Source organism: Rhizobium vallis, from assembly GCF_003985155.1.
In the GTDB taxonomy this organism is placed as follows: domain Bacteria; phylum Pseudomonadota; class Alphaproteobacteria; order Rhizobiales; family Rhizobiaceae; genus Rhizobium; species Rhizobium vallis.
In genome coordinates, this window is sequence record NZ_ML133686.1 from 747,257 (window position 1) to 770,645 (window position 23,389).

Below are 23,389 nucleotides of genomic sequence, written 5' to 3' on the forward strand. Positions count from 1 at the left end.
GACTTGAACCGCAAATCCGCCGCTCCTCGCGCAAGGCTCAGCCTTGCGCCTTGCGTTGCGCGTCGGAAATGGCGCGTGCGGCCTCTTCGGAGGAGTTGGCCAGAGTGCGCATCTCGGCGGCAAGCACGGCAAAACCCGACCCGGCGGTGCCGGCGCGGGCCGCTTCGATGCCGGCATTAACGGCGAGTAGCTTCAGATAGCGCAGCGATTGCAGGATCTCGTTGGTCTTCGAGGCGGTGACTCGCATGTCGGCGGTCTGTTCATCGATTCGCTGGTAGAGCGATTCGATGTTGATGATGCTGCCTTCGAGGTAGAGAAGCTCGCCCTTCTGATCCCAGATGCCGCCACCGGTCTCGGTGACCCAGATCAGGTGGCCCATGGCGTGGCGGATACGATATTCCATCGTCCAGTCGGTGCGTTTCTCCAGCGCCTGTCCGACGATCTCGTCCATCAGAGGCACGTCTTCCTCGTACATGATCGAGGTAAAGGTCCGCTTGCGGTTGCCGATGATTTCGTCGAGGGGATAACCGAAGATCCGCTCGATGCCGTTGGTCATCTCAAGCATCGTGTAGTTTTCGTCGGCGCGGCAGCGATAGAGAAAACCGCTCATGCGCCCGAGAATGCTCGTTTGAAAATCCATGAAGGCCTCGCTCGAAAAGAGGAGCTGTGAAATTGGATTACTCGCTTCACTTTGACGCTGGAAGGAGCCGCGACGAACGGCTCTCTTCCTGATACGCGGAGCCTACAGCGTCGTGGTTCTTTTCGAGAGACCGCCAAGGACGCTGTAGCACTTTGAATTGCTGGATAATTTATCCTGAAATCCGATTCGGATTTAGGGATTTTTGCAGCAGCCGGCTATCAGTTGCGCAGATATTCCTCCATGGAATCGTCGAGCGCCTCGACCCAGGGTGTGTGATGCGTCGGCGACATGTTGCCGGTCATCAGCGACCGGTAGGCATGGTCGCGGAAGCCCATGATGTTGTGGGCCTTGTGATGTTCCCACTCCATGAAGGTTTTGTTCGTGCCCTCAATGTCGAAGGAGGGATAGTCGGTCTCGGCGAGCAGTTCCTTCACATAGTCGCCCTGGTACCAGATCATCTGCTCGGCATCTTCGAGCGTCTCCTCACGGGCGCGCCACATGTCGAAATTCGCCTTCAGCTCCTCTTCCGGCGGCAGGGTGATGCGGCCCATCATCACGTCGCGGGCCCACCATGCCTGCACGTCGAACATGTTGAAGGTGTAGAACTGGTCCTGCATGCCGATATAGAAAAGCTGCGGGTTCTTGTCGAAGATCACGCCCTTGTAGAGGCTGTCGGCCCAGAGGCGGTTGGCGGTTTTCAGCCGGAGATCATCGGGCAGGAAGGGGAAATGGTGCTGATATCCGGTGCAGAGGATCACCGCATCGACCTCCTTGGTCGAGCCGTCGAGGAAATGCGCCGTGCGATTTTCGAGCCTAGTCAGCAGCGGCCGCTCCTCGAAATTTTCAGGCCATTTGAAGCCCATCGGCTTCGAGCGGTAGCTCGTCGTCACCGATTTTGCGCCGTATTTCCAGCATTGCGAACCAATGTCCTCGGCCGAATAGCTGCGACCGACGAGCAGGATGTCCTTGCCCTTGAACTCCAGCGCGTCGCGGAAGTCGTGGGCGTGCAGCACGCGGCCGTTGAAGGTCTTGACGCCCTCGAAGTAAGGCACATTCGGCGTCGAGAAATGACCGGAGGCGACGACCACATAGTCGAACTCCTCGTCATACATCCGGTCCTCGATGCGGTTATGCGCCGTCACCGTGAATTTCTTCGTCTGATCGTCGAAGCGGACCATGCGTACCGGCGTGCTGAAGCGCACCCAATGGCGGACATTCGCCTTCTCGACGCGGCCCTTGATGTAATCCCAGAGCACGGCGCGGGGCGGATAGGAGGCGATCGGCTTGCCGAAATGCTCCTCGAAGGAATAATCGGCGAATTCGAGGCATTCCTTCGGGCCATTCGACCAGAGGTAACGATACATGCTGCCGTGGACCGGCTCGCCATATTCGTCGAGGCCGGTGCGCCAGGTGTAATTCCAGAGCCCGCCCCAGTCCGATTGCTTTTCGAAGCAGACGATCTCCGGGATTTCGGCGCCCTTCTGGGCGGCCGATTGAAAGGCGCGCAGCTGCGCCAACCCGGAAGGACCGGCACCGATGACGGCTACTCTTGTCATGAAGCATTCCCCTCTTGATTATATGTCATTGCTTAGTTTCGCGCGTCTGAGAAGACGCACGGCGCTGGTGCGCATCCCTGCGCCTCAGTCCGGATAGATGCCGGGGCTGGTCGGCGCCCCATCGTCATATTTGGAAAGCCAGTCGATCGTGGTCTCGCGGAAGCGGGTAAGGCCCTTGTAGTCGATAAGCTCCGGCGGCAGCGTCCTCAGCACGCGCGGGAAGCGCCGCGCCCATTTCGGCACGGTGACGAGCTCATCCATGTTCATCAGGTAGCAGCGGATGACGAAGAGAATGGCGTTCGAGCGCGGCAGGCGCCAAAGGCTCTGCAATTCGACGCGCAGATGCACCTTCTCGCCGACATTCTCAGGCGTCACCGTCGTGCGGTCGGGACCCCATTTGGGATAATTCTCCGGGCTGGTGTCGAGCCGCGGATTGATCGTCATCGTCCAGTTGAAACGCCGGGTCGGTTTGCCCTGCTGCAGGTTCAAAAGGAATTTCAGCGCCCGGTCGAAGACGCCGATCTGGTGGGCGAGCGGCACAGGGCCGTGCCATTCCATGAAGTTCATGCCGATGTCGAAATCGAGCGACCAGTCGGCCTGCGTCGTCACCATGCCGGCATCCATCCAGAGATTGCCGTCGCGCTGGTCGACGATGCAGAAATCGCCCTGGGCCTGGCGGGTGATATATTCGAAGGGCTCATAGGGCAGCGTCGAAGCATCGCCGAAGGTGAAGCTGTCGTCGATGCCGAGCGGGCGGTTGATCCAGCGCCACTGGTCGCCGTTGCGGATCAGCGTGAAGTGGTCGGGATAACCCGCCGCCTGCTGTTCCATCAAAAGTTCGAGCGTATCCCATTGCGCGCTCATCATGTGCGGCAGCGCCTGATAGCGCAGCCGGTCTTCCTTCAGCACCAGCGCCCGGTCATGCATCTCGGCGACGTAATGCTCGTCGACGTCGATCAGGCTTTCGTAGACGGTTCCCGCCCGGCCGTGCACATGCGGCTCCATGTTGACCGAATACATGTATTCGTCGCGGTCGAAGGGAAACGGGAAGCGCCGGATGTTTTCCGGGCTGTTCCGGTAGCTGAAATCGTTCCGGAAGGTTTCCTGCTTGAAGACGATTGCCATGTCCGGTCTCCTTGTTCCGCTGTTCCCGATGCCGTCAGAGATCAAGATGAAGCGTGTTTCCCTCGAAACGGGAAACGCAGATCATCACCTTGCGGCCGGATGCTTTTTCTTCGCTCGTCAGATAGACGTCATTGTGCAACAGCTTGCCGTCGCAGGTGACGACTGCGGTTTCGCATTGACCGCAGGCCCCGCCGCGACAGAGGAAGGGTGCGTCGACGCCCGCCGCCTCGATTGCCTCCAGCATGCTTTCGTGATGGCCGACCTTCACGGTCTTGCCGGACCGCAGCAGCTCGATCGAGAAGGGCTTGCCGGGTAGCGACGACAGGAACCGTTCCGAATGCAGGTTCTGCTCCGGCCAGCCGGCGTTAAGCCCTGTTTTGAGCACGCCGTCGATCATGCCGGAGGGGCCGCAGACATAGAGATGCGTGCCGAGCGGCTGGCTGTCGAGCAGGCGCGTCAGGGGAATGGCGCCGCCTTCGGCATCGCAATGGATCTTGATGCGATGCTGGCCGTAACGCTCCTGGAGTTCCCGCCAGTAGGCGCCGCGGTCGCGCGTGCGTATGGCATAGTGCAGTTCGAAATTGGCGCCTTCGCGGGAAAACTGCTCCATCATCGCGATGAAGGGTGTAATGCCGATGCCGCCGGCGATCAGAAGATGCTTGCGCCCGCGCCAGTCGGGCTGGAACAGGTTGACTGGATAGCTGACCTTCAGTTCGTCGCCTTCGCTGACCTTCTCATGCATGAAGGTGGAGCCGCCGCGCGAATCCTCGACATGCAGCACGCTGATCTCATAGGCCGCACAATCATGTGGCGGCGACATCAGCGAATAGGCGTTGCGGCGCATATGGCCGCCATCGTTCATCGAGACGATGATATGGGCGCCGCCGGAAAAATATGGCATCGGCTTGCCATCCAGGCGCTCGAAGCGGAAACGTTTGACGCGTTCGGCGATCGGCGTGATCCGCGCCACGCGGACGGGAATTTCTGTACCACCGCTCAAAGGAACAACTCCTCCGGATTGGGCGCGCTGCCGGGCTCTTCCGCATCGATATTGACGCCCTGGAAGGCGGCAAGCCGGCGCGAATAATGGTCGCGCACCAGAAGCGTCAGCCCGCAATGGCTGCAGGCAAAGGGGCTGCTGGTGACGTCGTCGGTGATGCCCTTGCAATGGACGCATTGCACGCGCCTGGCCAGCGAGCCGCGATGCTCGGTGATGACAGAGGCATGGTCCATGCCGTAGTCGAGCGCCACGAGCATCGCCTGGCCGATGAAGCCTTCCGTGCCCGCGATATAGAGCCGCGTGCCCATATGGGCGGTGGCGAGAGAACCCTTCAATCGGAAGAGCAGCGTTGCGATGGTCGGCGCGGTGAAGAACATGTCGGCGCCGAGATGGCTGAGTGTCTCGTCCAGGCCGGACCCTTGAGAGCCGCGGGCGACATAGAGGATTTCGCTGCGGGAAAGGGCCGCTTCGTCAAGTGCTGCCCGCTGGTCGAGGAGAGCTTTGGCGCCCTCCCCTTCGAGCGCGAAAATGTGCCGCCGGGCGTTCGGCTGGATGGTCAGGCCCTTGTAGACCGGTCGGCTCTTGATGCCTGCAACGAGCATTGGCGTGCTCCTTAACCCAAGGCAGTCCTCTTCTTCTTCTCCGGATCGTCGAAAGGAAGCGTGTGGGCGGTGGCGCCTGCCTTGACGGTCTTGCCGCGCACTTCGAGTTTCGTCCCGTGCACCGCCTTGTCAACGTCCAGGCGGGCGATCGCCATGGATTTCTTCGTCAGCGACGAATAGCTCGGGCAGGTAATGACGCCGACCTTTTTGCCGTCGGCAAAGACTTCGTCGCCGAGATCGGCCGGTCCGTCGGCATCGATCAGCATGCCGAAGATCTTGAAGCGCTCCTTGCCCTTGAGGCGGGCATGTTCCTCTGCGCCGCGGAAGCCCGTCTTGCCGGGGCTGACGGTGAAGTCGAGGCCGAGTTCCCAGAGGCTGTCGCCGGGCGGCTGGTCGGCGAAGGGATACATCTGCGAATTGTCGTAGGGGTAGAACAGCAGGTAGCTTTCGACGCGCAGCATGTCGAGAACGGAGAAGCAGCACGGGATGATGCCCATCTCCTTGCCCTCCTCGACGATCCGGTCCCAGACCATGACGGCGTCCTGGCCGCGCACGAAGATCTCGTAGCCGCGCTCACCGGTATAGCCGGTGCGCGAGATCATCACAGGTACGCCGAACAGCGTCGTCTGCATGTGGTGGAAATATTTGAGGTCGCGGATGCCGGGCACATATTTGGCGAGATAGTCGACCGCAAGCGGACCCTGCAGCGAGAGGTCATGCAGGTCGTCGTCGAAGAGCACGGCGCAATTGCGGCCCGCTGCCTGCTTTACGAGTTCCTCGTGACCGGAGCCTGAGCCGTGCACCAGCATCCAGGAGTTCGGGCCGGTGCGATAGACGATGCAGTCGTCGGTGAAGTGGCCGCGGTCGTTCAGCATGGTCGCATAGACCGAGCGACCGGGATAGATCTTCGTCATATCGCGGCTGGTGATATAATCCAGCACGGCAATGGCGTGCGGGCCGACCAGATGCACCTTCTTCAAGCCCGAGACGTCCATGATACCGGCCTTGGTGCGGACCGCGACATGTTCTTCCGACATGTCCTTGTCATAGGTCCAGGCGGTTCCCATACCGCTCCAGTCCTCGAGCTTCGATCCCAGAGCGCGATGCCGATCCGCCAAGGCGGAGAAACGCCATGATAGAGCCATTTCCGTTCCCTCTTATTTCCTCTACGGAATATTTATTTCCTGACTATATAAATGTTTTGCGCCATGGCAAGCCCGCCCGGCGGCATTCCAATCAAAACTTCGGCGGCACCTGCCCGGCAGTGCGATGGGCAGCGATGACGGTGTTGGCCATCAGCATGGCGATGGTCATCGGCCCGACGCCACCCGGAACCGGGGTGATGGTGCTGGCGACTTCGGAGACCTCCACGAAGGCGACGTCGCCGACCAGCCGGGTCTTGCCCTCGCCTCTTTCCGGTGCTGGAATACGGTTGATGCCGACGTCGATCACCGTTGCACCCGGCTTGACCCAATCGGCTTTCACCATTTCCGGCCGGCCGACGGCGGCGACCAGGATATCGGCATTGCGGCAGACCTCGGCGAGGTTCTTGGTCCTGGAGTGGGCGATCGTCACCGTCGCATTGGCATTGAGCAGCAATTGCGCCATCGGCTTGCCGAACAGATTGGAACGGCCGATGACGACGGCGTTGAGGCCGGAGAGATCCTCGCCATGGGTGCGGCGGACGAAGACCATGGCGCCGGCCGGCGTGCAGGAGACCAACCCGGTTTTGAGATCACCGATCGCCAGCTTGCCGGCATTGACGGTGCTCAAGCCATCGACATCCTTTTCCGGCAGGATCGACTGGATGATCGGCTCGCTGTCGAGCGGCTTCGGCAAGGGCAGCTGCACCAGGATGCCGTGGATCGACGGATCGGCGTTGAGGCTGGCGACGAGGGCTGCAAGCTCCTCCTGCTTCGTCTCGGCCGGCAGCGTGTGCTGGACGGATTTGAAGCCGCACTCCTTGGCCATACGGCTCTTCGAGCCGACATAGGCGTGGCTTGCCGGATCGTCGCCGACGATAATGACGGCAAGACCTGTCGTGACGCCGCTCGTCTTTTCCAGCGCTGCCGTTGCAGCCTTCACCGTCTCGATTACGGATGCCGCAACAAGCTTGCCGTCGATGACCTCAACCATCTCTCAACCCATGCGTTCGGATGCGTAGCTTCCGGGGCTTGCCGGGAAGACCACGGTGCGGTTGCCGTTGATGAAGGTGCGGTGATGGATATGGGCGTGGATGGCGCGCGCCAGCACCTGGCTTTCGACATCACGGCCGATCGAGACATAATCGTCGGGCGACTGCGCATGGGTGATGCGCGCGGTGTCCTGCTCGATGATCGGGCCTTCGTCGAGATCGGCGGTGACGTAATGCGCCGTCGCCCCGATCAGCTTGACGCCGCGGCCATAGGCCTGCTTGTAGGGGTTGGCGCCCTTGAAGCTCGGCAGGAAGGAATGGTGGATGTTGATGATTTTGCCCGACATCTTCTGGCACATCTCGTCCGACAGGATCTGCATGTAGCGGGCGAGCACGATCAGTTCGGTACCGGTCTGCTCGGCGACTTCCATGATGCGGGCCTCGGCCTGCACCTTGTTGGCCTTGGTGACCGGGATGTGGTGGAACGGGATGTCGTGGTTGACCACGACCTTCTGGTAGTCGAAATGGTTGGAGACGACGCCGACGATGTCGATCGGCAATGCGCCGATCTTCCAGCGGTAGAGCAGGTCGTTGAGACAATGGCCGAAGCGCGACACCATCAGCAGCACCTTCATGCGCTTTTCGCTGTCGTGGAATTCGTAATCCATTTCGAAGGGGGCGGCGACGGCTGAAAAATCAGCACCGATCTCGGCGCCGGAAAGGCCTTCTTCGGAAATGAAGCTGACGCGCATGAAGAACTTGCCGGTATCGAGATCGTCGAACTGCGAACTGTCGATGATGTTGCAGCCCTTGTCGGCCAGATAGCTCGAAATCGCCGCCACGATGCCGCGCGTCGATTTGCAGGATACCGTCAATACATAGCTTCTCATGTCTTTCCCTCTTCCCTCTGCAAGGCCGCCGCCGTGCTTAGATCAAAGCCCGGGCCGCGAATAGGCCGGCGCACTTTCATTGATGCGACAAATTGCAAGAGAAACCATCACGCTTCTGCAAGTTCTCTCATTGCCAAGTCTGAAGCTTAGGAGAAGTTGCGCAAAAAGCTGTGCCGTCAGCGCCGCTTGGATGCGTATTCTCGCCTTCGACGCACTTTAGGCCGGCGGGCGGCTCACCATGGCGACTTTCCGACGGGGCGTGGTGATCTCATGGATGACGGCACCGCCGATCGAAGAGAGCACCAGCGAGAAGATCACGAAGAGCACCGGCTGCTGCAGGATGCCGATCGGCAGGCGGTCGGCGGCGATCCTGAGAAAAGCCAGCGTGAAGGCGTGGGTGATGTAGATGCTGTATGAGCAGTCGCCGAGATAGTTCAGCCAGCCGATGACGGGCAGCCTGGAAAAGTCGATGGAAACAGCGCCATAAAGGATGAAGATTGCCGGGATGCCCCAGGCGTAGAACCGGCTTTCCGGGCGCATCAGCGCCTCGTTGATAAACAGAAACGCAAAACCCAATGCAAGTGCCGCCCATGCCCAGCGGGTCGGTAGCAGCATCTTCTGCCGGTAGAGCCAGCCGAGCACGACGCCGGCGAGAAATTCCAATATGATCGGCTCGCCGTAGAAGCGGGTGGCGGTTGTATCAGGCAGCAGCCGGCAGGCGATCAGGATCACCGCGAATATGGCAAACATCGCCGGGATCCGGCGGACTTCCTGCAGCGGCAGCAGCAGCGCAAACACGAAGTAGAAGAACATCTCGTAGTTCAGCGTCCATCCCGGCACGATCACGGGAACGATCATGCTGGGATCGGCGGGATTGATCCAGGGCAGGAAAAACAGCGAAGCAATGAGATGCGGCAGGTCGAATACTGTCGATTTCAAGAGTGACGGCGCCACCAGCGCCACCGCCGCCGAAAACAAAGTCGCCAGCCAATAGAGGGGCACGATCCTTTTGATGCGCCGGCGGGCGAAATCGACCGGGCTCATCGCGCGTCCGCTCGTCGTCAGCCACATCACGAAACCGCTCAAGACGAAGAAGATGTCGACACCGGTTTCACCATAGATGAAGGCAGTGGCGTCGACCGCCGGATTGACCTTGGCAAGCTGCAATATCGCATGGAAATAGACGACCATCAGCGCCGCGATAGCGCGCAGATATTGAAGCTGGACAAGCATCTGGTGTCTTGCTCCCTCGGGCTCGCGGACACCGGTCTTTACCGTGCCGCTGCGGTCAACTCAGTACATCTGCCGCACGACCCTGCCGGATGCGCGGGCTGTCGTGGAAGCGCATATATCCGACGACGAACCACAGGAGCCCAGCGATCTTCATCGAGAAGACCGCGGTTCCCCCGATCATCATATTCAGAAAAATGAAAAGAGAAAGTGAATGGGCGCAGCGCCGCTGCGCCGCCGTGCGTCCGGCCGGAAAGAGGCAGACGAACAGCCAGAAGGCGATGACGCCGAAGATCGTCGCGCCATAGATCAGGTAGACATAGCCGCTGTCGGCGAAATCGGCGATCCTGTCGACCGAAAGCCCGAGGATGGCAAGCGGATCGAGCTCCATGATCTTCTTCATTGTCAGGTTGATGCGGCCGGTGAAATTGTCGCCCGTCGCATTGGGTTTCAGGACATAGACGAGGAAACCCGCGGCGACGATCAGCGGCATGAGCGCCAGGTTGAAATTCTTCGGTATCTTCGGAAAGACGAAATAGCCGACGATGCAGGCAAAGCAGAAGATCAGCATGGTGCGCGTGTCGTTCGTCACCAGGATCAGCACGGCAGTACCGATGCACAGCAGCCGGTCCCAGCGCCCGAGCCTTTCCCAGGTGGAGATCAGATAGATCGCGATCACGCCACAGAAATTGGCGAGCGATACCTGCTCGAGAAAGATAGAGGACGAGCGGTGGTCGATGATGCCGAAGGAGAAGCGCTCGGGAAAGCCGAGCGCATTCTGGAACAGGCCTGTCTTGTTAAAGCTCATCGGCAGCAGTCCGCGCGTATTGGCGAAATAATCGGACGGATGGACGATGCTGACATAGAAAGGCACGCTGATGATCTCGAAGATCAGAAAGATCAGCACGACGAGGCTTGCCCAGCGAAAGGCGAGCTTCATCGTCTTTTCATTGCTCCAGCTTCCGAGCCCGGTAAAGCAGAAGATGATCAGCACGTTGCGGAAATGATCGATGAACGGCAGGCGGTTGAGCACGCTGATATAGATTGTCACGACGAGCGTGAACAGCAGGAACAGGAAGGCAGGAAGATCCGTCTCGTAGATGCCCTTGTGCAGGATGTAGATGATGGCGCTCGCCATGATCAGGCCTTCGCTGGCGGCGACATGCGTCATCGAGAGCGGCATGATGTTGTGGTTGATGAAGGCGAGAATGCCGTTATAGAGCACCGAAAGCAGGCCGAGCCAGAGCACCGGATAATCGGTCCGCGATGCCTCGCCGGCCGCATCGAGCCGGTTGCCGGTAACGGCGCCGGCCAAGGGAAAATTCGCAGTCTCGTGGTCGCTGGCCGCCATCCTCAGTTCCCCATCGGCTTGACGGCGGTGCAGGCGCTCGCGTCGGCTTTGGCTTTCGCCGCCTCAGTGAGAAGCCGCATCTGCGGCCGCTCGGCGCCGTCACGCGGCTGGACGTTGAAGGGTTCGTCCGCCGGCCACCATTCCCCCGCCGCCCAATAGGACCAGCCGAGCCAGACGTCGCTATTCCCGGACATGGTGGCATAGATCTTCGTCAGCCCATCCATGCAGTCCTTGTCGGCCGAGGCGCCGAATTCACCGAGGAAGCCGCGTTTGTGGTTCCGCTTCAGCCAGGCCGTGACACCGGCGATCGCTTCAACTGCGGCATCAGCACCCTCGCAGGTCGGATGGGTTCCGGAGGAATCGGCGTCGAGATACTGGTGGACCTCGAAAGCGTAAAAGTCGAGCGGATCGCGCACGCCGAGCATGACGGTGCCGTTGGCGCCGCCGATCACGTCCTTTTCCCAGCTTGCCGCTCCGCTCCATGCCGTGCCCGGCACCAGGATGAGGTTGCGCGCGCCCACCGCACGGATGCTGCGGATCGCCGCATTGGCGGCATTGAGCCAGGTCGTCGCCTTGATGTCATGCGGCTCGTTCATCAGGCCGAAGAGCACGCCGTGCTGATTGGCGAATTCGACGGCGAGCCTGGCCCAGAAATCGGCGAATGCGGCATTCGTCGCCGGCGCCGTGCCGAGCTGGGTCTTGTCGTAGTAGCCGAAATTATGCGGGTCGAGCAGAACCGCCATGCCATGCTTGCGGATCAGGCCGACAGTATCTTTGAGCCGCTTGAGCTCGTCGTCGTCGAGCCGCCCGCCAAGTGCCGGCTGCAGCCGCTCCCAACGGAAGGGCAGCCGGATGATCGTCATGCCCTTTTTGGCGAAATAGCGGATCGTTTCCTCGCTGGGATAAGTATAGTTCGTGCCGTATGTGCCGCCGCGCTCGCCATATTCGCCGCCGGAAAGGTTGACGCCGCGATAGCAGGGCGCGCCGGCCGCAAGTGCGGACGACGGGGCGAGGGCGGCCGCAAGCAGCAGCGCCATCAGATGTCGTGTCGTCCTCATGGCCATCCTCGCAATCACGGCAAAATGCAACATCAGCGTCGCCACCCGATTTTAACGGTCCGTTAGCTAAGAATTTCTAAAGTCTCAGCCACCTCGGCTTCAGTCTTTCACGCTGGGCGGGACACGAGTGCGCGTATGAACCAGTATGACAGGAACAGGGTAAGCCGGCTTCCCGGCTGGCGCAGTTATGAGCTCTCTCAGACTGCGCCGGAAGGCGTGCGCATGCGCAGCCCTGTCGTCCGCCCGGATGATTACGCCCGTCCGGCGCCTGATCCCACCCCGCCCCCTTTCGTGCCGCCGGCAAGCCCTGCGGAAACCCGCCAATATGAACGTCCGATCCCTCCGCCTTTGCCTGCAAAACAGCCTGCCGTTGAAGCACCGTCCGCGCCTGCCGCACCGCTTATCGACCTTCGCTCCAGTATCGCCGCGATCTGGAGCCGGCGGCTGATCGTGCTGGGTCTGGCGCTGCTCGGCGCTGCTGCTGGCGCTGTGGTGGCGCCGCGGATCGCGCAGAAGTTCACCGCCGTCAGCAGCCTTTATTTCGATCCTCGCCAGATCGGCCTTGCCGACGCGGGCACGCAATCCTCCGGCCCCTCGCCGGAAATGATCTCGGCACTGATCGATAGCCAGGTGCAGATCCTGACCTCGGGCAACGTGCTGCGCCGTGTCGTCGACGCCATGAAGCTTGACCAGGATCCGGAATTCACCGGCGGCAGGGCGGATGGCGCTGCCGTGATCGGCGCCCTGCAGAAGGCGCTTGTGATCACCCGCCAGGCCAGCACCTATGTCGTCTCGCTTGCCGCCACGACCAATGACCCGGAGAAATCCGCAAGGCTTGCCAACCAAGTCGTCACCTCTTTCACCGAGGAGGAGAACAACGCTTCGAACGGCATATACGAGAATACCTCGTCGACGCTCGACGGACGGCTCAATGACCTGCGCCAGAAGGTGCTGGAGGCCGAACAGGCTGTCGAAACCTTCCGTGCCGACAACGACATGGCCGCGACCGAAGGCAACCTGATCTCCGATCAGCGGCTCGTCTCGCTGAACACGTTGCTGGTGACGGCGCAGGAAAAGACCATTCAGGCGAAGGCACGCGCCGATGCCGTCGCCAATCTTCGCGTCGAGGACATCGTCGCGGGCAACCAGACGGAGGGCGGCGTCACCTCGCCACTCGTCAGCCTGCGCCAGCAATATGCCACCCAGGCAGCCGCAGTCGGCAGCCTCGAAAGCCAGATGGGCGCGCGTCATCCGCGCCTGCAGGCAGCCCGCTCCTCGCTCCAGAGCATATCAGGCGAAATCAGGGGCGAATTGCAGCGTCTTGCCACCTCGGCAAGGGGCGAATATGAGCAGGCAAAGGCCGCCGAGGACAGCATCGCTAAGGAGCTGGCCGTGCAAAAGGCGCTGCAAGCGAGCACCTCCGACAAGCAGGTGGAACTGAACGAATTGCAGCGCAAGGCAACCGCGGCGCGGGATATCTACGAAACGGTGCTGAAGCGCTCCGGCCAGACGAGCGAGGAGCAGAGCCTCAGTCAAAGCAATATCCGCGTGATTTCGCCGGCCGAGCCGCCGGTCAAGCCCGATGGCCCCGGAAAGAAGATCCTGCTGGTCGCCGGCATCATCGGCGGCGCCCTCGCCGGTTTCTTCCTCGGCGCGGGCTTTGCAATCCTCGCCGGTCTCTTCGGCCATCCCGTCATCAGAAGTTATTTCAAGAGATCACCGGCCCGCACCGCTTGATGACGGCCATCGGTTTTCCTACATCGGTAATAGGCGGCTTGTCGCCGGCGGGAGAGTCCCATGCGGCCTTTGATGATGCTTTTGATATCGCTCGTAGCCGTGTCCGGCCTCGCCCCGGCATCCGCCGTCGACTGGACGAAAGCGGTCAAATCGGACGTTCAGCCCCTCTACCCCTACAAGGGCCTTCCCGGCGTCAAGGCGCAGCCGGACAAGAAGGAAGAGGAATCCTATAATTGCCGCACCGAAACCGTCCAGATCCGCCGCCGCCACGACGAGATCTTCCGCTCAGGCGGCATGCCGACGCTGGTATATGTCTGCGATCGCGACGGTTTCGTCACCGCGGGCGAGAAGGTGCCGCTCCGCGGCCACTATCAGCCGGTGCGGTAAGGGCCGGAGGCGGAAACGTCGCCGGCCAGTTCGTTTTCAGGCTTCCAGCCAGAGCAGTTCCAGACCCGACTTCTGCAGATATGGCATGTTAGCGATCGCTGCACGAGCCTTCAGCGGATTGAGGCCGATGAACAGCGCCTCCGCATCTTCGGCGATTGCGGTCGGTGCAATCACTGGGTAGCCGAAATGCTCCTTATTCTGCAGACCCGGATTCTGGTCGAGGAAGGCGGTTAGCTCGACATGTTTGCCGATACGGCTGCAGATCCAGCTCCCATAGGCGCCGGCACCATAGATCGCCGCGCGCTTGCCGGAAAGCCGTCTCGCTGCATCGTCGAGATGCAAGGTGGCCTTCGTCCAGAAATCGCAGATCTCGTGCGCGCGCGCCACCGCTGCTGCGACCGCTTCGTGATCCTGATAGGGTTTCACAGGAACCGCAGACTTTTCCGCAACGGCAAAGAAGGCGCCGGGGAAAGACGTGTCGTCAATCGTCCTCAGCGTGAAGCCGCCGGCAGCGAGGGCATAGCGAAGTGATGAATCGCTGAAGTGGCTCAGGTGGTCGGCTACGGTCATGTCGCCCGGATTAGCCGAAACATTGGGTAGCGACAGAAGAAGCAGGCCGCCCGGCCGCAACAACGCACCGATATCGCGGATGAAACCCACAGGATCGGCAACATGCTCGATCACGAAGTGGCTCATCGCGGCGTCGAAAGTGCCCTTCCAGCTTTCGGGCGCGCTATATATGGCCTGGGCCTCCGGTGGCACCCATCCCTGCCAGGCCTCCTGGTAGTCGGCACTGACGTCGAAGACGTGGACCTTGAGATCCGGACGCGCTGCCGTCATCTTGCGCAACGTATCGGCCTTTGCGGCCCCGTAGTCGAGCAGGGTTGCACCCGTGGGCAGGTCGAGCAGACGCAGCGAGATGTCAGTCTGGTGGTCTGTCCTGTATATCACTGCCCCGTCCGGCTTCACCGCGAAAATCTGGTCATGGCCATCGCTGTTCAGTGAAATGCGGTAACCCGTATCGTAAAACTCTTGGATATCCGGAATATCGTCGCACTGGGCGTGACCGCAACTCTCGCAAATGAAAACGCGCGTCGGAATGTCCAGAAAGGTCATGATGGAGGTGAGGGCAGGCGCCGGCGTTTCATAAGCCGGCGCTTCAATGGCTCCACCGCAGATGCGGCAATGCTTCATGCCGCTTCCTCGCGTGTGGCCACCAGTTCAGGCAGCACGACTTTGAAGTCGACGCCTGCCATGAAGGAGCCCTGCCACCCGATGCGAATGCCGAGCGGATCTGCATAGTTGAAGTAACGGAACTGGATGCTCCAGCGCGGCATCTTCGAGATGTTGTAGCCCGACTGGTGCAATGTCAGGAAGTCCATGAGAACGAGGTCGCCCGGATTGGTCAGCGGTGCGACCTGTTTGTAGCGGGCGAGCCGCTCTTCGGCCCGGTCGAGATGCAATGCGTAGGCACCGGTCTTGCCCGCACCGGCATCGTCGGAATAGACCGGAACAAGACCCTCGGCATGGGAGCCTTCGGCGATCTGCACGGGGCCCATGTCTTCGCTCATCGGCAGAAGCGGCGTCCAGAAGACGATGCCGTCGACGCTGCGAAGCTGCGAAGGGAATTCCTGATGCCATTGGGCGCGGAATTTCTCCTCGCCGGGATTGTCGATGCGCATGCCGTAGCCGGTCGTCGTGATCCCTGGAACGCTGCCCGGGCGCAGCTTTTCGAAGATCTCTTCGTTGCCGGCATCGGAAACGAGACGCAGGAAGGCCGGAATATGCTTGATGGCGTCATAGATCTCGCCGCCCCAGGCGCGGTTCTGGGCAATGATCTGGGGATAGGCGAGGGTCATGGCCTCGAAGGCGGTGCCGGTCGGCGCATCGATATCGTACTTCTTGCAGACAAGCTCGATAATCTTGCGAATGCCTTCGTGGATTGGCGCAACAAAGGTTGCCGGATCGTAGAACTGCTTGAGAAGGATATAGCCCTTCGAGACAAATTCATCTGCGGCATTGGCAGGCACGTTTCTGTTGCTCAGTGTCATGATGTTACCGTTTCCTCCTTCAGAAAGTCTTGCCACGCGACGGTGGCCGGGATGAGACAGCTACGCGCCTCCGGACCCATTCGTGCGATCAGGTCTAGAACCGACACATAAGGTGTGGAGGCACCTGCCGGCTGGGGCCATGTTGTTCGGCTGTAGTTCATGTACTTGACCTGCACGCCTTCTGCCTCGAAGGCGCTGTGGTCGAGATAATTGGCTGCACCGTGGCCGGTCAGATATTCGTCGCCGCCGGCGTGCTGGACGATATCCAGAACGCGCCGCCAGGATGTTCCCGTGACGTCCATCTCGCTGGTCTTCGAAATCGTGCGATTGAGGCCGATGCCCATGTAGCGCGCCGGTTCTTCGATGCTGGCAATCAGCAGATCGATCAGCGAAGAATGGCTATAGGCCTTATCGAATATCGACAGTGCATCATCGATATAGGGGGCTCCCAGCAGGGATTGGCGCAGAAGTGCCCGATGGCTCTGCTTCCAGTCATCGCCAGCTGCCTGCAGCTCGGAGATCTTTTGAAACGTGCCTTTCCCTGCAAGCGGAATTGTCATCCAGCAGCGGTCGCTGCCACGCAGAAGCTGTATGCGGTTGGTAAAGCTGCCCTTCGAAAACTGCGTGTCGTCGAGATAGATGTAGCTGTCGGCCAGCATCAACTGCTCGAAGAAGCCCGGCCAGGGAAAAAGCATCGGTTGGGTGATGACGATGGCTGTCATGTCACGCCTCGCCTAGTCGGCGTTCGAGCAGGAAGACGTTGTATGCCTTGCCTTTGCCGTCCGTAAAATGGTTCTCAAGCGTGCCGACAAGGCGATAGCCGACAGACAGGTGAGCACGAAGTGCAGCGAAGTTGTCGGCCCGCACTTCGGAGAGCAGCTTGATGAGCCCGAGCTCGTCGTCGGCAACTTTGATGAGTTCACGCAACGCCGCCTGGCCAAGGCCTCTGTTGCGCGCTTTTGCTGCGAGGCAGATACCACCGTAGCCTGTACGGTTCTTGCGATGGACACTGTTGACCTGGATAAAACCTAGCGCTTCGCCGCTGGCAGGATCGATAATCATCCGGAACATGCCGCCGGTCTCAGCCTTCCTGCGCTCCACCCATGCGCGCAGAGTTGCCTCATCAAGACCATCTGGGATAGTGAGCAGCAAAGCCTGCAACGACAAGTCGCGCCGCAATTCGAAAAGCTGCGGTAAATGCTCTTCGACAATATCCGTGAAGGTGACCGTGGGAGAAGGCGCGTGAGCCAACGGCGCATTCATGGCATGGGCCCTCTTGCCGGAATGACTGAGCGTGTGCCGCGCGTCATGCTGATTGCCGGATGCGGCTGTCGCCGTTCTGCTGGCCGCGCGCGATGGCGATGAGCACATCGGCGACGCGGTTGATATCGGCTTCGCTCATATCGTGATAGCTCGGCAGATTGATCGCCCGCTCCGGAATGCTCCAGGCATTGACGTTTTCAGGCCGATCTTCGAACATCGAGAGGCTTGAAAGCGGGTGGAAGAAGACGCGCGCATCGATATTGGCGGCGTTGAAGGCGTCTTGAAGCATCTCCCGCGTAATGCCGGTTGCGGGATGAAAAACGGCAGTCGGCATCCAGGCGCCGTTTATCGTGCCTGTGTATTCGGGGTTCATGCTGATGCCATTGAGTGCCGACAGCCGAACCATATAGGAGGCGAGGATGTCGCGCTTTCGGGCGACAAGGTCTTCGATGCGCTCCAATTGGGCACATCCGATCGCCGCCTGAATGTTCGACATCTTGTATTTGAAGCCGATGTCATCGGGCCAGAATTGCTTGGTCTGCCCGCGTGCGCGACCGTGATTGCTGAGCGTCAAGACCCGCTCGTAAAGCGCCGCGTCGCTGGTGACGAACATCCCGCCTTCGCCTGTCGTCAGCGTCTTGGTACCGTGGAAGGAAAAGGTCCCGAAGACACCGATCGAACCCGCACGACGTCCGTGCCAAACCGAGCCGATCGCCTCTGCCGCGTCTTCGATGACAGGAATTCCGGTTCGCCGGCTGATGTCCATCAGCGCGTCCATATCGCACAGATTGCCGTAAATATGCGTCGCGATGATTGCCTTCGTGCGCGGCGTTATGGCGCGTTCGACTGCAAGCGGGTCGATACACCAGGTGTCTGGCAATACGTCGACCAGCACCGGCTTGGCACCGAGATGCACAATCGGCGCAACTGTGGCAACCCAGTTCGTGTCGGCAAGAATGACCTCGTCGTCGGCGCCGACGCCAAGGGCCGACAGGCCCATGTGCATGGCGCCGGTGCAGCTTGATGTTGCGATTGCATGTGAGCTGCCGAGATAGGTCGCGAAATCGCGCTCGAACCGGATGATATAGTCATAGCAACGCGCGCCCCAGCCATTGGCCGCGGCATCTGCCGCGTATTCCGTCTCAAGCGCGGTAATCGAGGGCTTTGTATAGAATATTCTGTTGCTCATGCCTGGTTCTCTGAATGTGCGCCCGAAACTCGCAACTGAGGCAGATTGGATCTGGTTTAACGAATGAAACTGGCGCGAGGCTTAGTCACGCCGGTCCCCCGACTTAGATGATTACGTGCTGGGTCAGGTCCTGCTCGCTGAAAATGAGATTGGGCTTGTAGCCAAGCCCCACGAACTGCTGATGGCGCGCCGCGTCCGCCAGGAAGACCACCGTTTTCTTGAGTTGATCGGGATTGTGCACCTTCGGCTCTGAGACCACTCTTATCTCGGCCGCCAGTCCGAGGTCGTAGAGCATTTCCTCCAGGGCCTTCTTGTCGGCCACGCCGCAGAGCATCAGATGCGTGATCCCCGCCGTCGCCGTGGCATGGTAGGCGAGAGTTTGCAGCGCCACCATCAGCGGTAGCTTATCCTTCAAGGCCCTCAATTCCGGATGATTCGCCATGCCGCCGATCGACATGCGGGTGTAGAGTTCATAGGCTTTGATGAAGTCTTTGCGTTGCGCCCAGAAACGGATCGCGACCGACATGCGGTTGAGCGTAAAGGTCTTGCAAAGCTCCTCGAAGACCAAGCGCGACTCCGTGGTAAGAGACAGATTGCCCCGCTTCGCGGCAATATGGAGGAAGTATTCCAGCCCCCCGCGATATTTGTCCCAGGATGTCATGACATCGTCGTTGCCGGCCTGTTGCCGGTTCGGTGCGATCTTGGAGACTGCGACAGACCGGTAGAACGGTTTTGGAAGAAAGACGACTGCGCCCTGATCGAGGAAATGGGCGAGGTAGGAGAAGGCCCAGAAGCAGAATTCGCGGGGAACCCAGGACGAGCGCAGGGCCGAAGCCCGGTAGAGACCGATCTCAGGAAAGATATGGCGCTCACATATGAACTGGAAGACTTCCACAAAGCTGCGTTGGGCGAACTTTACTGCCTTTTCGATGGTGTAGAACTGGTACAGATCCTTGTCGTTGACTTCGTCGTAGAAATGCCAGGGCGCCTGGCAGACCGAGACGTCGGGATTTGCGTCCATATATCTGACGGCTTCGATCAGGCCCTCGGGTGCGAGAAAGTCGTCATCGGCGTGATAGATGGCATATTCGCCAACAGCCTGGTGGAAGGCGCAGATCGTATTGGCAAGCGATCCGCCATTCGTCTCTCGGCGATAGTAGCTGATGGGGACGCCCTTGGTGATGTATTCCTCCACGACCTCAGTCGTGTTGTCCGTCGAGGCGTTGTCGGAAATCACGACCTCGTAGGGAAAATCGAATCTGTAATGTGTCAGGAAGCGATCGAGGGCGCTACGCAGATAGGACTCGCGATTATAGGTTGGAATGCAGACGCTGAGTTTTATCGCGCTCAAGGGGCAGGCTCCTGGCTGTAGTTCTCAAGCGCGGCGTCGCGCTCGCTGATGACGCTCGGCGTAAACGGCCAGGCGATGGCAAAGGCGGGATCGTCCCAGCGGACGCCGCGGGCTAGCTCCGGCACATAGACTTCCGACATCTGGTAGAAGAGTTCGCAGTCGTCCTCGAGCGTCAGGAAGCCATGTGCGCAACCGGCGGGAATGTAGAAGGCGTTGTGACGGGCCGCATCGAGCTCTACGGAAGCCCAATTGAGGTAGGTCGGGGAGTCCCGCCTCAGATCGAGAGCCACGTCGAAGACCCTGCCACGTGTGGCGCGCACCAGCTTGATCTCCGGCCGGGGATCGGCCTGGTAATGCATGCCGCGCAGCGTCCCACGCTTGTGGTTCTGCGAGACATTGCACTGCAGGTAGACAGGCACGAGACCGTGGTCGGCAAAGCTTTTGGCATCGAAAGTCCGCGCGAACAGTCCGCGTTCGTCGGAGCGCGCGTCGACTTCGACGACAAAAGCACCTGAAACCGCGGTCGGGACGAATTTCATCCGATCACCGTCAGTTCCGGCACGGCGACAGCGAAGCGTCCGCCCCAAGCGCCGACCCTGCCGTTGGCCGCGACGACTTCGTTCTTGATATTCCACGGCAGGATGAGAACGTAGTCCGGCTTCGTCTCGTCCATCTTTTCCGGCGCGTAGATCGGCAGCTTGCTGCCCGGCAGGAAATGGCCCTGCTTGTGCGGGTTGCGATCCACGACATAGTCGATGAGGTCGGTGCCGACACCGCAGAAGTTCAGCAACGTATTGCCCTTGGCGGCGGCGCCATAGGCTGCAACCGTCTTGCCGTTGCGTTTGGCTTCATTAAGGAAGGCAAGCAGCCCATCCTTGATCGGCGCCACACGGCTCTGGAAGGACTCGTAAGTCTCCACCGCGTCGAAGCCGGCAGCCGCTTCGTCCGCGCGCACCTTGGCAACGCCCGGGCAGGTCGCATGGGTGGTAGAGGCCGTCCGGCAGGCGAGCACACGCAGGCTGCCGCCATGTGTCGGCAATTCTTCAACGTCGAACACCCTGAGGCCGTGCGCCGCGAAGACCTTTTCGACCGCTAGCAGCGACAGATAGTAGAAATGCTCGTGGTAGACGGTGTCGAACTGGATATTTTCCATCAGCCGCAGCAGATGCGGGAATTCGACGCTGACCACGCCGTCGCGCTTCAGAACGCCAGAGAGACCACCGACGAAGTCGTTGATGTCAGGCACATGCGCCAGCACGTTGTTGCCGATGACGATATCGGCGGCAAGGCCGCGGGAGACGAGGTCGGCAGCCGTTTCCTTGCCGAAAAAGCGCGCTTCCGTTGGAACGCCGATTTGCCGCGCCACGTCAGCGACGTTCTCGGCCGGCTCGATGCCGAGCACCGGCACGCCGGCCTCGACGAAATGCTTCAGCAGGTAACCGTCGTTGCTTGCCACCTCGATGACCTGCGATGTCTCACCGAGGCCGAAGCGCTCGCGCGCCATGACGGTAAACTGGCGGGCATGCTCTACCCAGCTGTCGCTGTAGGAGGAGAAATAGGCGTAGTGGCTGAAGATATCCTCCGGCGGGACAAAGGCATCGGCCTGTACCAGCCAGCATTCCGAGCAGACGAAGGCCCGCAGCGGATAGGACGGCTCGGGCTGCCTGAGTTGCTCTTCCGTCAGATAGGCATTGGCGAGCGGCGTCGAGCCCAGATCGACAAACCGATGCTTCAGCGGAGCGTTGCAGAACCGGCAATTGTGCGCTGTCATGATAATGTTTCCTCATAGGCCGCGATCTGGTCGAGCGAGAATGCGCGCATGTCGGCGCCCTCGCGGTTGGCCTTGTACCAGGCGGCTGTCCAGTCGATTGTCTGCTGCAGGTTGAGGCGCGGACGCCAGCCGATGGCGGAGAGCGCCAAGTCCGAACTCAGTGTAAGGGCAGGCGCCTCCGGCAGATGTTTTCCCGGCGCCGGCTTCCAGACATTGTTCACGCCATGGGCGAAGCCGAGTGCCTCCGCAAGCTGGAAAACCATCGCGAAGCTCTGCGGATCGGGACCGAAATTGAGAGCCTCGGGCAGTTCCCTCTCGCCGGCAACTGTCAACGCTTCGGCAAAAGCGAGATAACCGCCGAGCGGCTCCAGCACATGTTGCCATGGGCGGATTGCTTCGGGATAGCGGAGCAGAATCGGTTGATTGCTTTCGAAGGCGCGGATGAAATCCGGTATTAGCCGATCCCTCGACCAGTCGCCGCCGCCGATGACATTGCCGGCGCGCACGGTGGCGATCCTGATGTCGCGCTCCTTGAAGAAGCTGTCGCGGTAACTCTGGACGACAAGTTCAGTGCAGGCTTTGGAGTTGGAGTAGGGGTCCTTGCCGCCAAGCGTATCAGTCTCGATGAAGGGAACGCCGCTGCCGTTGTTGGCGTAGACCTTGTCTGATGTGATGACGAGAGCCGTTTTGACCGAGGATGTCTCGCGGACCGCATCCAGAACATTCGCGGTTCCCATGACATTGGTTGCGAAGGTTTCGGCAGGATTTTTGTAAGAGCGTCGCACCAACGCCTGCGCTGCCATGTGGATGACGATTTCCGGCTCGAAGGCGATGAGGCGCTGTTTGAACGCCGCCGCGTCGCGAATGTCGGCGATGTGATGGTTTTGCCCGTTCCAAGGCGAAAGCCGCAGATAGAGGGAAGGATTGGTTTCGGGCTCCAGCGACACGGCCGACACCTCTGCTCCGAGCTTTTCCAGCCAGAGAGAAAGCCAGGATCCCTTGAATCCGGTATGTCCGGTCAGGAATACGCGCCTGCCATTCCAGAAGTTCGTCAGGCCCATATTTTCCACGGTGCCTTTCCAGAGCTCCAGAGTTCTTCGAGCTGGTGGCGCTCGCGAAGCGTGTCCATCGGCTGCCAGAAGCCGTCGTGACGGAAGGCTGCAAGCTGCTTGTTCGTCGCCAGCCATTCCAGCGGTCCGGCTTCCCAGATCGTCTCGTCTCCGCCAATGAGATCGATGACCGACGGGTCGAGAACGAAGAAGCCGCCATTGATCCGCTGGCCGTCGCCCTTCGGCTTCTCGATGAAGGCGGTCACTACGTCATTTTCGATATTGGTGGCGCCGAAGCGGCCGGGCGGTGTCACCGCACACATGGTGGCCTTCAGGCCATGATCGCGATGGAAGGCGACTTCGGCGGCAATATCGATATCGCCGACGCCGTCACCATAGGTCATGCAGAAGGGTTCGCCTGGCGTCAGATGGTCGCGAACGCGCCCGATGCGGCCGCCGGTCATCGAATGCACGCCGGTATCGACCACGGTCACGCGCCAGTTCGGGCGTTTGCCGCCGTGATATTGGATGCTGTTGGCCGCGAGGTCGACGGTGACGTCGCTGTGGTGCAGAACAAGGTTTACGAAATATTCCTTGATCATATAGCCCTTGTAGCCGGCGCAGATGATGAAATCATCGAGCCCGTGATGGGCGTAAATGTTCATGATGTGCCAAAGGATCGGCATGCCGCCGATCTCGACCAACGGCTTGGGGCGCACCGAGGTCTCCTCGGCGAGGCGCGATCCCAGACCACCGGCGAGAATTACGACTTTCATCCCAAGCGAACTCCAGAGTGTTTGGAAACAATTACGGCTTCCGGTCGGCGCCCGGCGAGATTGGCCGACATGCGGGGGCTCTCCACAGGCGGAACGACCGTATGGCCATCCTGGTGCCGGTATCCGATTTCGTTCTTGTGCGAGGCTTGCGGGGTGTCGGGAGAGGCAGCCGCGTTTTCCGCAGGCCGTGCGCAGAACAATGGAACCGCTTCCGCACCAGTTATCCAGC

Annotated in this window: 23 protein-coding genes; 2 read left to right on the top strand and 21 right to left on the bottom strand. The window is 60.4% G+C overall.

The genetic code is table 11. The features are described 5' to 3' along the window. Nucleotides 1–37: 37 nt before the first annotated feature. The 11 genes from EFQ99_RS03635 to EFQ99_RS03685 all read right to left on the bottom strand — a co-directional run bounded on the left by EFQ99_RS03635 (nt 38) and on the right by EFQ99_RS03685 (nt 11,586). On the bottom strand, nt 38–640 hold the full coding sequence (locus EFQ99_RS03635; protein WP_126919278.1) for a methyl-accepting chemotaxis protein: 603 nt from the start codon (nt 638–640) through the stop codon (nt 38–40). A gap of 218 nt (nt 641–858) precedes the next feature. After that, nucleotides 859–2,196: an NAD(P)-binding domain-containing protein gene (locus tag EFQ99_RS03640; RefSeq protein WP_126919279.1), complete on the bottom strand. Its 1,338-nt coding sequence runs from the start codon at nt 2,194–2,196 to the stop codon at nt 859–861. Between the two features lie 84 nt (nt 2,197–2,280). Beyond that, on the bottom strand, nt 2,281–3,321 hold the full coding sequence (locus EFQ99_RS03645; protein WP_126919280.1) for a heme-dependent oxidative N-demethylase family protein: 1,041 nt from the start codon (nt 3,319–3,321) through the stop codon (nt 2,281–2,283). Between the two features lie 34 nt (nt 3,322–3,355). Beyond that, the gene (locus EFQ99_RS03650; RefSeq protein WP_126919281.1) at nt 3,356–4,321 is read right to left on the bottom strand and encodes a PDR/VanB family oxidoreductase; all 966 of its coding nucleotides are present in this window, start codon (nt 4,319–4,321) and stop codon (nt 3,356–3,358) included. Then, nucleotides 4,318–4,923, bottom strand: coding sequence for a dimethylamine monooxygenase subunit DmmA family protein (locus tag EFQ99_RS03655; protein ID WP_126919282.1), 606 nt, complete (start codon nt 4,921–4,923; stop codon nt 4,318–4,320). Before EFQ99_RS03655 ends, EFQ99_RS03650 begins: the two co-directional genes overlap by 4 nt. An 11-nt stretch (nt 4,924–4,934) precedes the next feature. After that, complete coding sequence (locus tag EFQ99_RS03660; protein WP_126919283.1) at nt 4,935–6,068, bottom strand: aminomethyl transferase family protein; 1,134 nt, start codon at nt 6,066–6,068, stop codon at nt 4,935–4,937. Between the two features lie 91 nt (nt 6,069–6,159). Then, a complete protein-coding gene (gene folD, locus EFQ99_RS03665) occupies nt 6,160–7,059 on the bottom strand; it encodes a bifunctional methylenetetrahydrofolate dehydrogenase/methenyltetrahydrofolate cyclohydrolase FolD (protein WP_126919284.1) in 900 nt (299 codons plus the stop codon). A gap of 3 nt (nt 7,060–7,062) precedes the next feature. Beyond that, the gene (purU, locus tag EFQ99_RS03670) at nt 7,063–7,947 is read right to left on the bottom strand and encodes a formyltetrahydrofolate deformylase (protein WP_126919285.1); all 885 of its coding nucleotides are present in this window, start codon (nt 7,945–7,947) and stop codon (nt 7,063–7,065) included. Between the two features lie 216 nt (nt 7,948–8,163). Beyond that, a complete protein-coding gene (locus EFQ99_RS03675) occupies nt 8,164–9,180 on the bottom strand; it encodes an acyltransferase family protein (protein ID WP_126919286.1) in 1,017 nt (338 codons plus the stop codon). A 55-nt stretch (nt 9,181–9,235) separates the two neighbouring features. Next, nucleotides 9,236–10,528 carry a hypothetical protein gene (locus EFQ99_RS03680; RefSeq protein ID WP_126919287.1) on the bottom strand — a complete coding sequence of 431 codons (1,293 nt, stop codon included), beginning with the start codon at nt 10,526–10,528 and terminating at the stop codon, nt 9,236–9,238. Nucleotides 10,529–10,530: 2 nt separating this feature from the next. After that, entirely contained in the window at nt 10,531–11,586 is a 1,056-nt protein-coding gene (locus tag EFQ99_RS03685; protein WP_126919288.1) for a glycoside hydrolase family 5 protein, read from the bottom strand. Between the two features lie 135 nt (nt 11,587–11,721). On the opposite strand from EFQ99_RS03685, the gene EFQ99_RS03690 reads away from it, so the two are divergent. Next, on the top strand, nt 11,722–13,323 hold the full coding sequence (locus EFQ99_RS03690) for a GumC family protein (RefSeq protein WP_126919289.1): 1,602 nt from the start codon (nt 11,722–11,724) through the stop codon (nt 13,321–13,323). 60 nt (nt 13,324–13,383) lie between these two features. After that, nucleotides 13,384–13,710: a hypothetical protein gene (locus EFQ99_RS03695; RefSeq protein WP_126919290.1), complete on the top strand. Its 327-nt coding sequence runs from the start codon at nt 13,384–13,386 to the stop codon at nt 13,708–13,710. A gap of 36 nt (nt 13,711–13,746) precedes the next feature. Here the strand turns inward: EFQ99_RS03695 and EFQ99_RS03700 are convergent, their stop codons facing one another. From EFQ99_RS03700 to rfbF, 10 genes are all read right to left on the bottom strand, one after another. Further along, nucleotides 13,747–14,904, bottom strand: a complete 1,158-nt coding sequence (locus EFQ99_RS03700; protein WP_126919291.1) for a methyltransferase domain-containing protein — start codon at nt 14,902–14,904, stop codon at nt 13,747–13,749. Then, nucleotides 14,901–15,761: a phytanoyl-CoA dioxygenase family protein gene (locus tag EFQ99_RS03705; protein ID WP_126919292.1), complete on the bottom strand. Its 861-nt coding sequence runs from the start codon at nt 15,759–15,761 to the stop codon at nt 14,901–14,903. The genes EFQ99_RS03700 and EFQ99_RS03705 overlap by 4 nt, the downstream gene beginning before the upstream one ends. Next, entirely contained in the window at nt 15,758–16,483 is a 726-nt protein-coding gene (locus tag EFQ99_RS03710; protein WP_126919293.1) for a WbqC family protein, read from the bottom strand. The genes EFQ99_RS03705 and EFQ99_RS03710 overlap by 4 nt, the downstream gene beginning before the upstream one ends. A gap of 1 nt (nt 16,484) precedes the next feature. After that, nucleotides 16,485–17,024 (bottom strand): GNAT family N-acetyltransferase, encoded by a 540-nt coding sequence (locus EFQ99_RS03715; protein ID WP_126919294.1) that lies wholly within the window; start codon nt 17,022–17,024, stop codon nt 16,485–16,487. Nucleotides 17,025–17,067: 43 nt separating this feature from the next. Next, nucleotides 17,068–18,213 (bottom strand): DegT/DnrJ/EryC1/StrS family aminotransferase, encoded by a 1,146-nt coding sequence (locus tag EFQ99_RS03720; RefSeq protein WP_126919295.1) that lies wholly within the window; start codon nt 18,211–18,213, stop codon nt 17,068–17,070. 103 nt (nt 18,214–18,316) lie between these two features. After that, the gene (locus EFQ99_RS03725; protein WP_126919296.1) at nt 18,317–19,564 is read right to left on the bottom strand and encodes a glycosyltransferase family 2 protein; all 1,248 of its coding nucleotides are present in this window, start codon (nt 19,562–19,564) and stop codon (nt 18,317–18,319) included. Next, nucleotides 19,561–20,103, bottom strand: coding sequence for a dTDP-4-dehydrorhamnose 3,5-epimerase (rfbC, locus tag EFQ99_RS03730; protein ID WP_126919297.1), 543 nt, complete (start codon nt 20,101–20,103; stop codon nt 19,561–19,563). The genes EFQ99_RS03725 and rfbC overlap by 4 nt, the downstream gene beginning before the upstream one ends. Beyond that, on the bottom strand, nt 20,100–21,335 hold the full coding sequence (locus tag EFQ99_RS03735) for a class I SAM-dependent methyltransferase (protein WP_126919298.1): 1,236 nt from the start codon (nt 21,333–21,335) through the stop codon (nt 20,100–20,102). Before EFQ99_RS03735 ends, rfbC begins: the two co-directional genes overlap by 4 nt. Next, nucleotides 21,332–22,396 carry a CDP-glucose 4,6-dehydratase gene (gene rfbG / locus EFQ99_RS03740; protein ID WP_126919594.1) on the bottom strand — a complete coding sequence of 355 codons (1,065 nt, stop codon included), beginning with the start codon at nt 22,394–22,396 and terminating at the stop codon, nt 21,332–21,334. Before rfbG ends, EFQ99_RS03735 begins: the two co-directional genes overlap by 4 nt. Next, nucleotides 22,387–23,160: a glucose-1-phosphate cytidylyltransferase gene (gene rfbF, locus EFQ99_RS03745; protein ID WP_126919299.1), complete on the bottom strand. Its 774-nt coding sequence runs from the start codon at nt 23,158–23,160 to the stop codon at nt 22,387–22,389. Before rfbF ends, rfbG begins: the two co-directional genes overlap by 10 nt. Between the last annotated feature and the right edge of the window lie 229 nt (nt 23,161–23,389).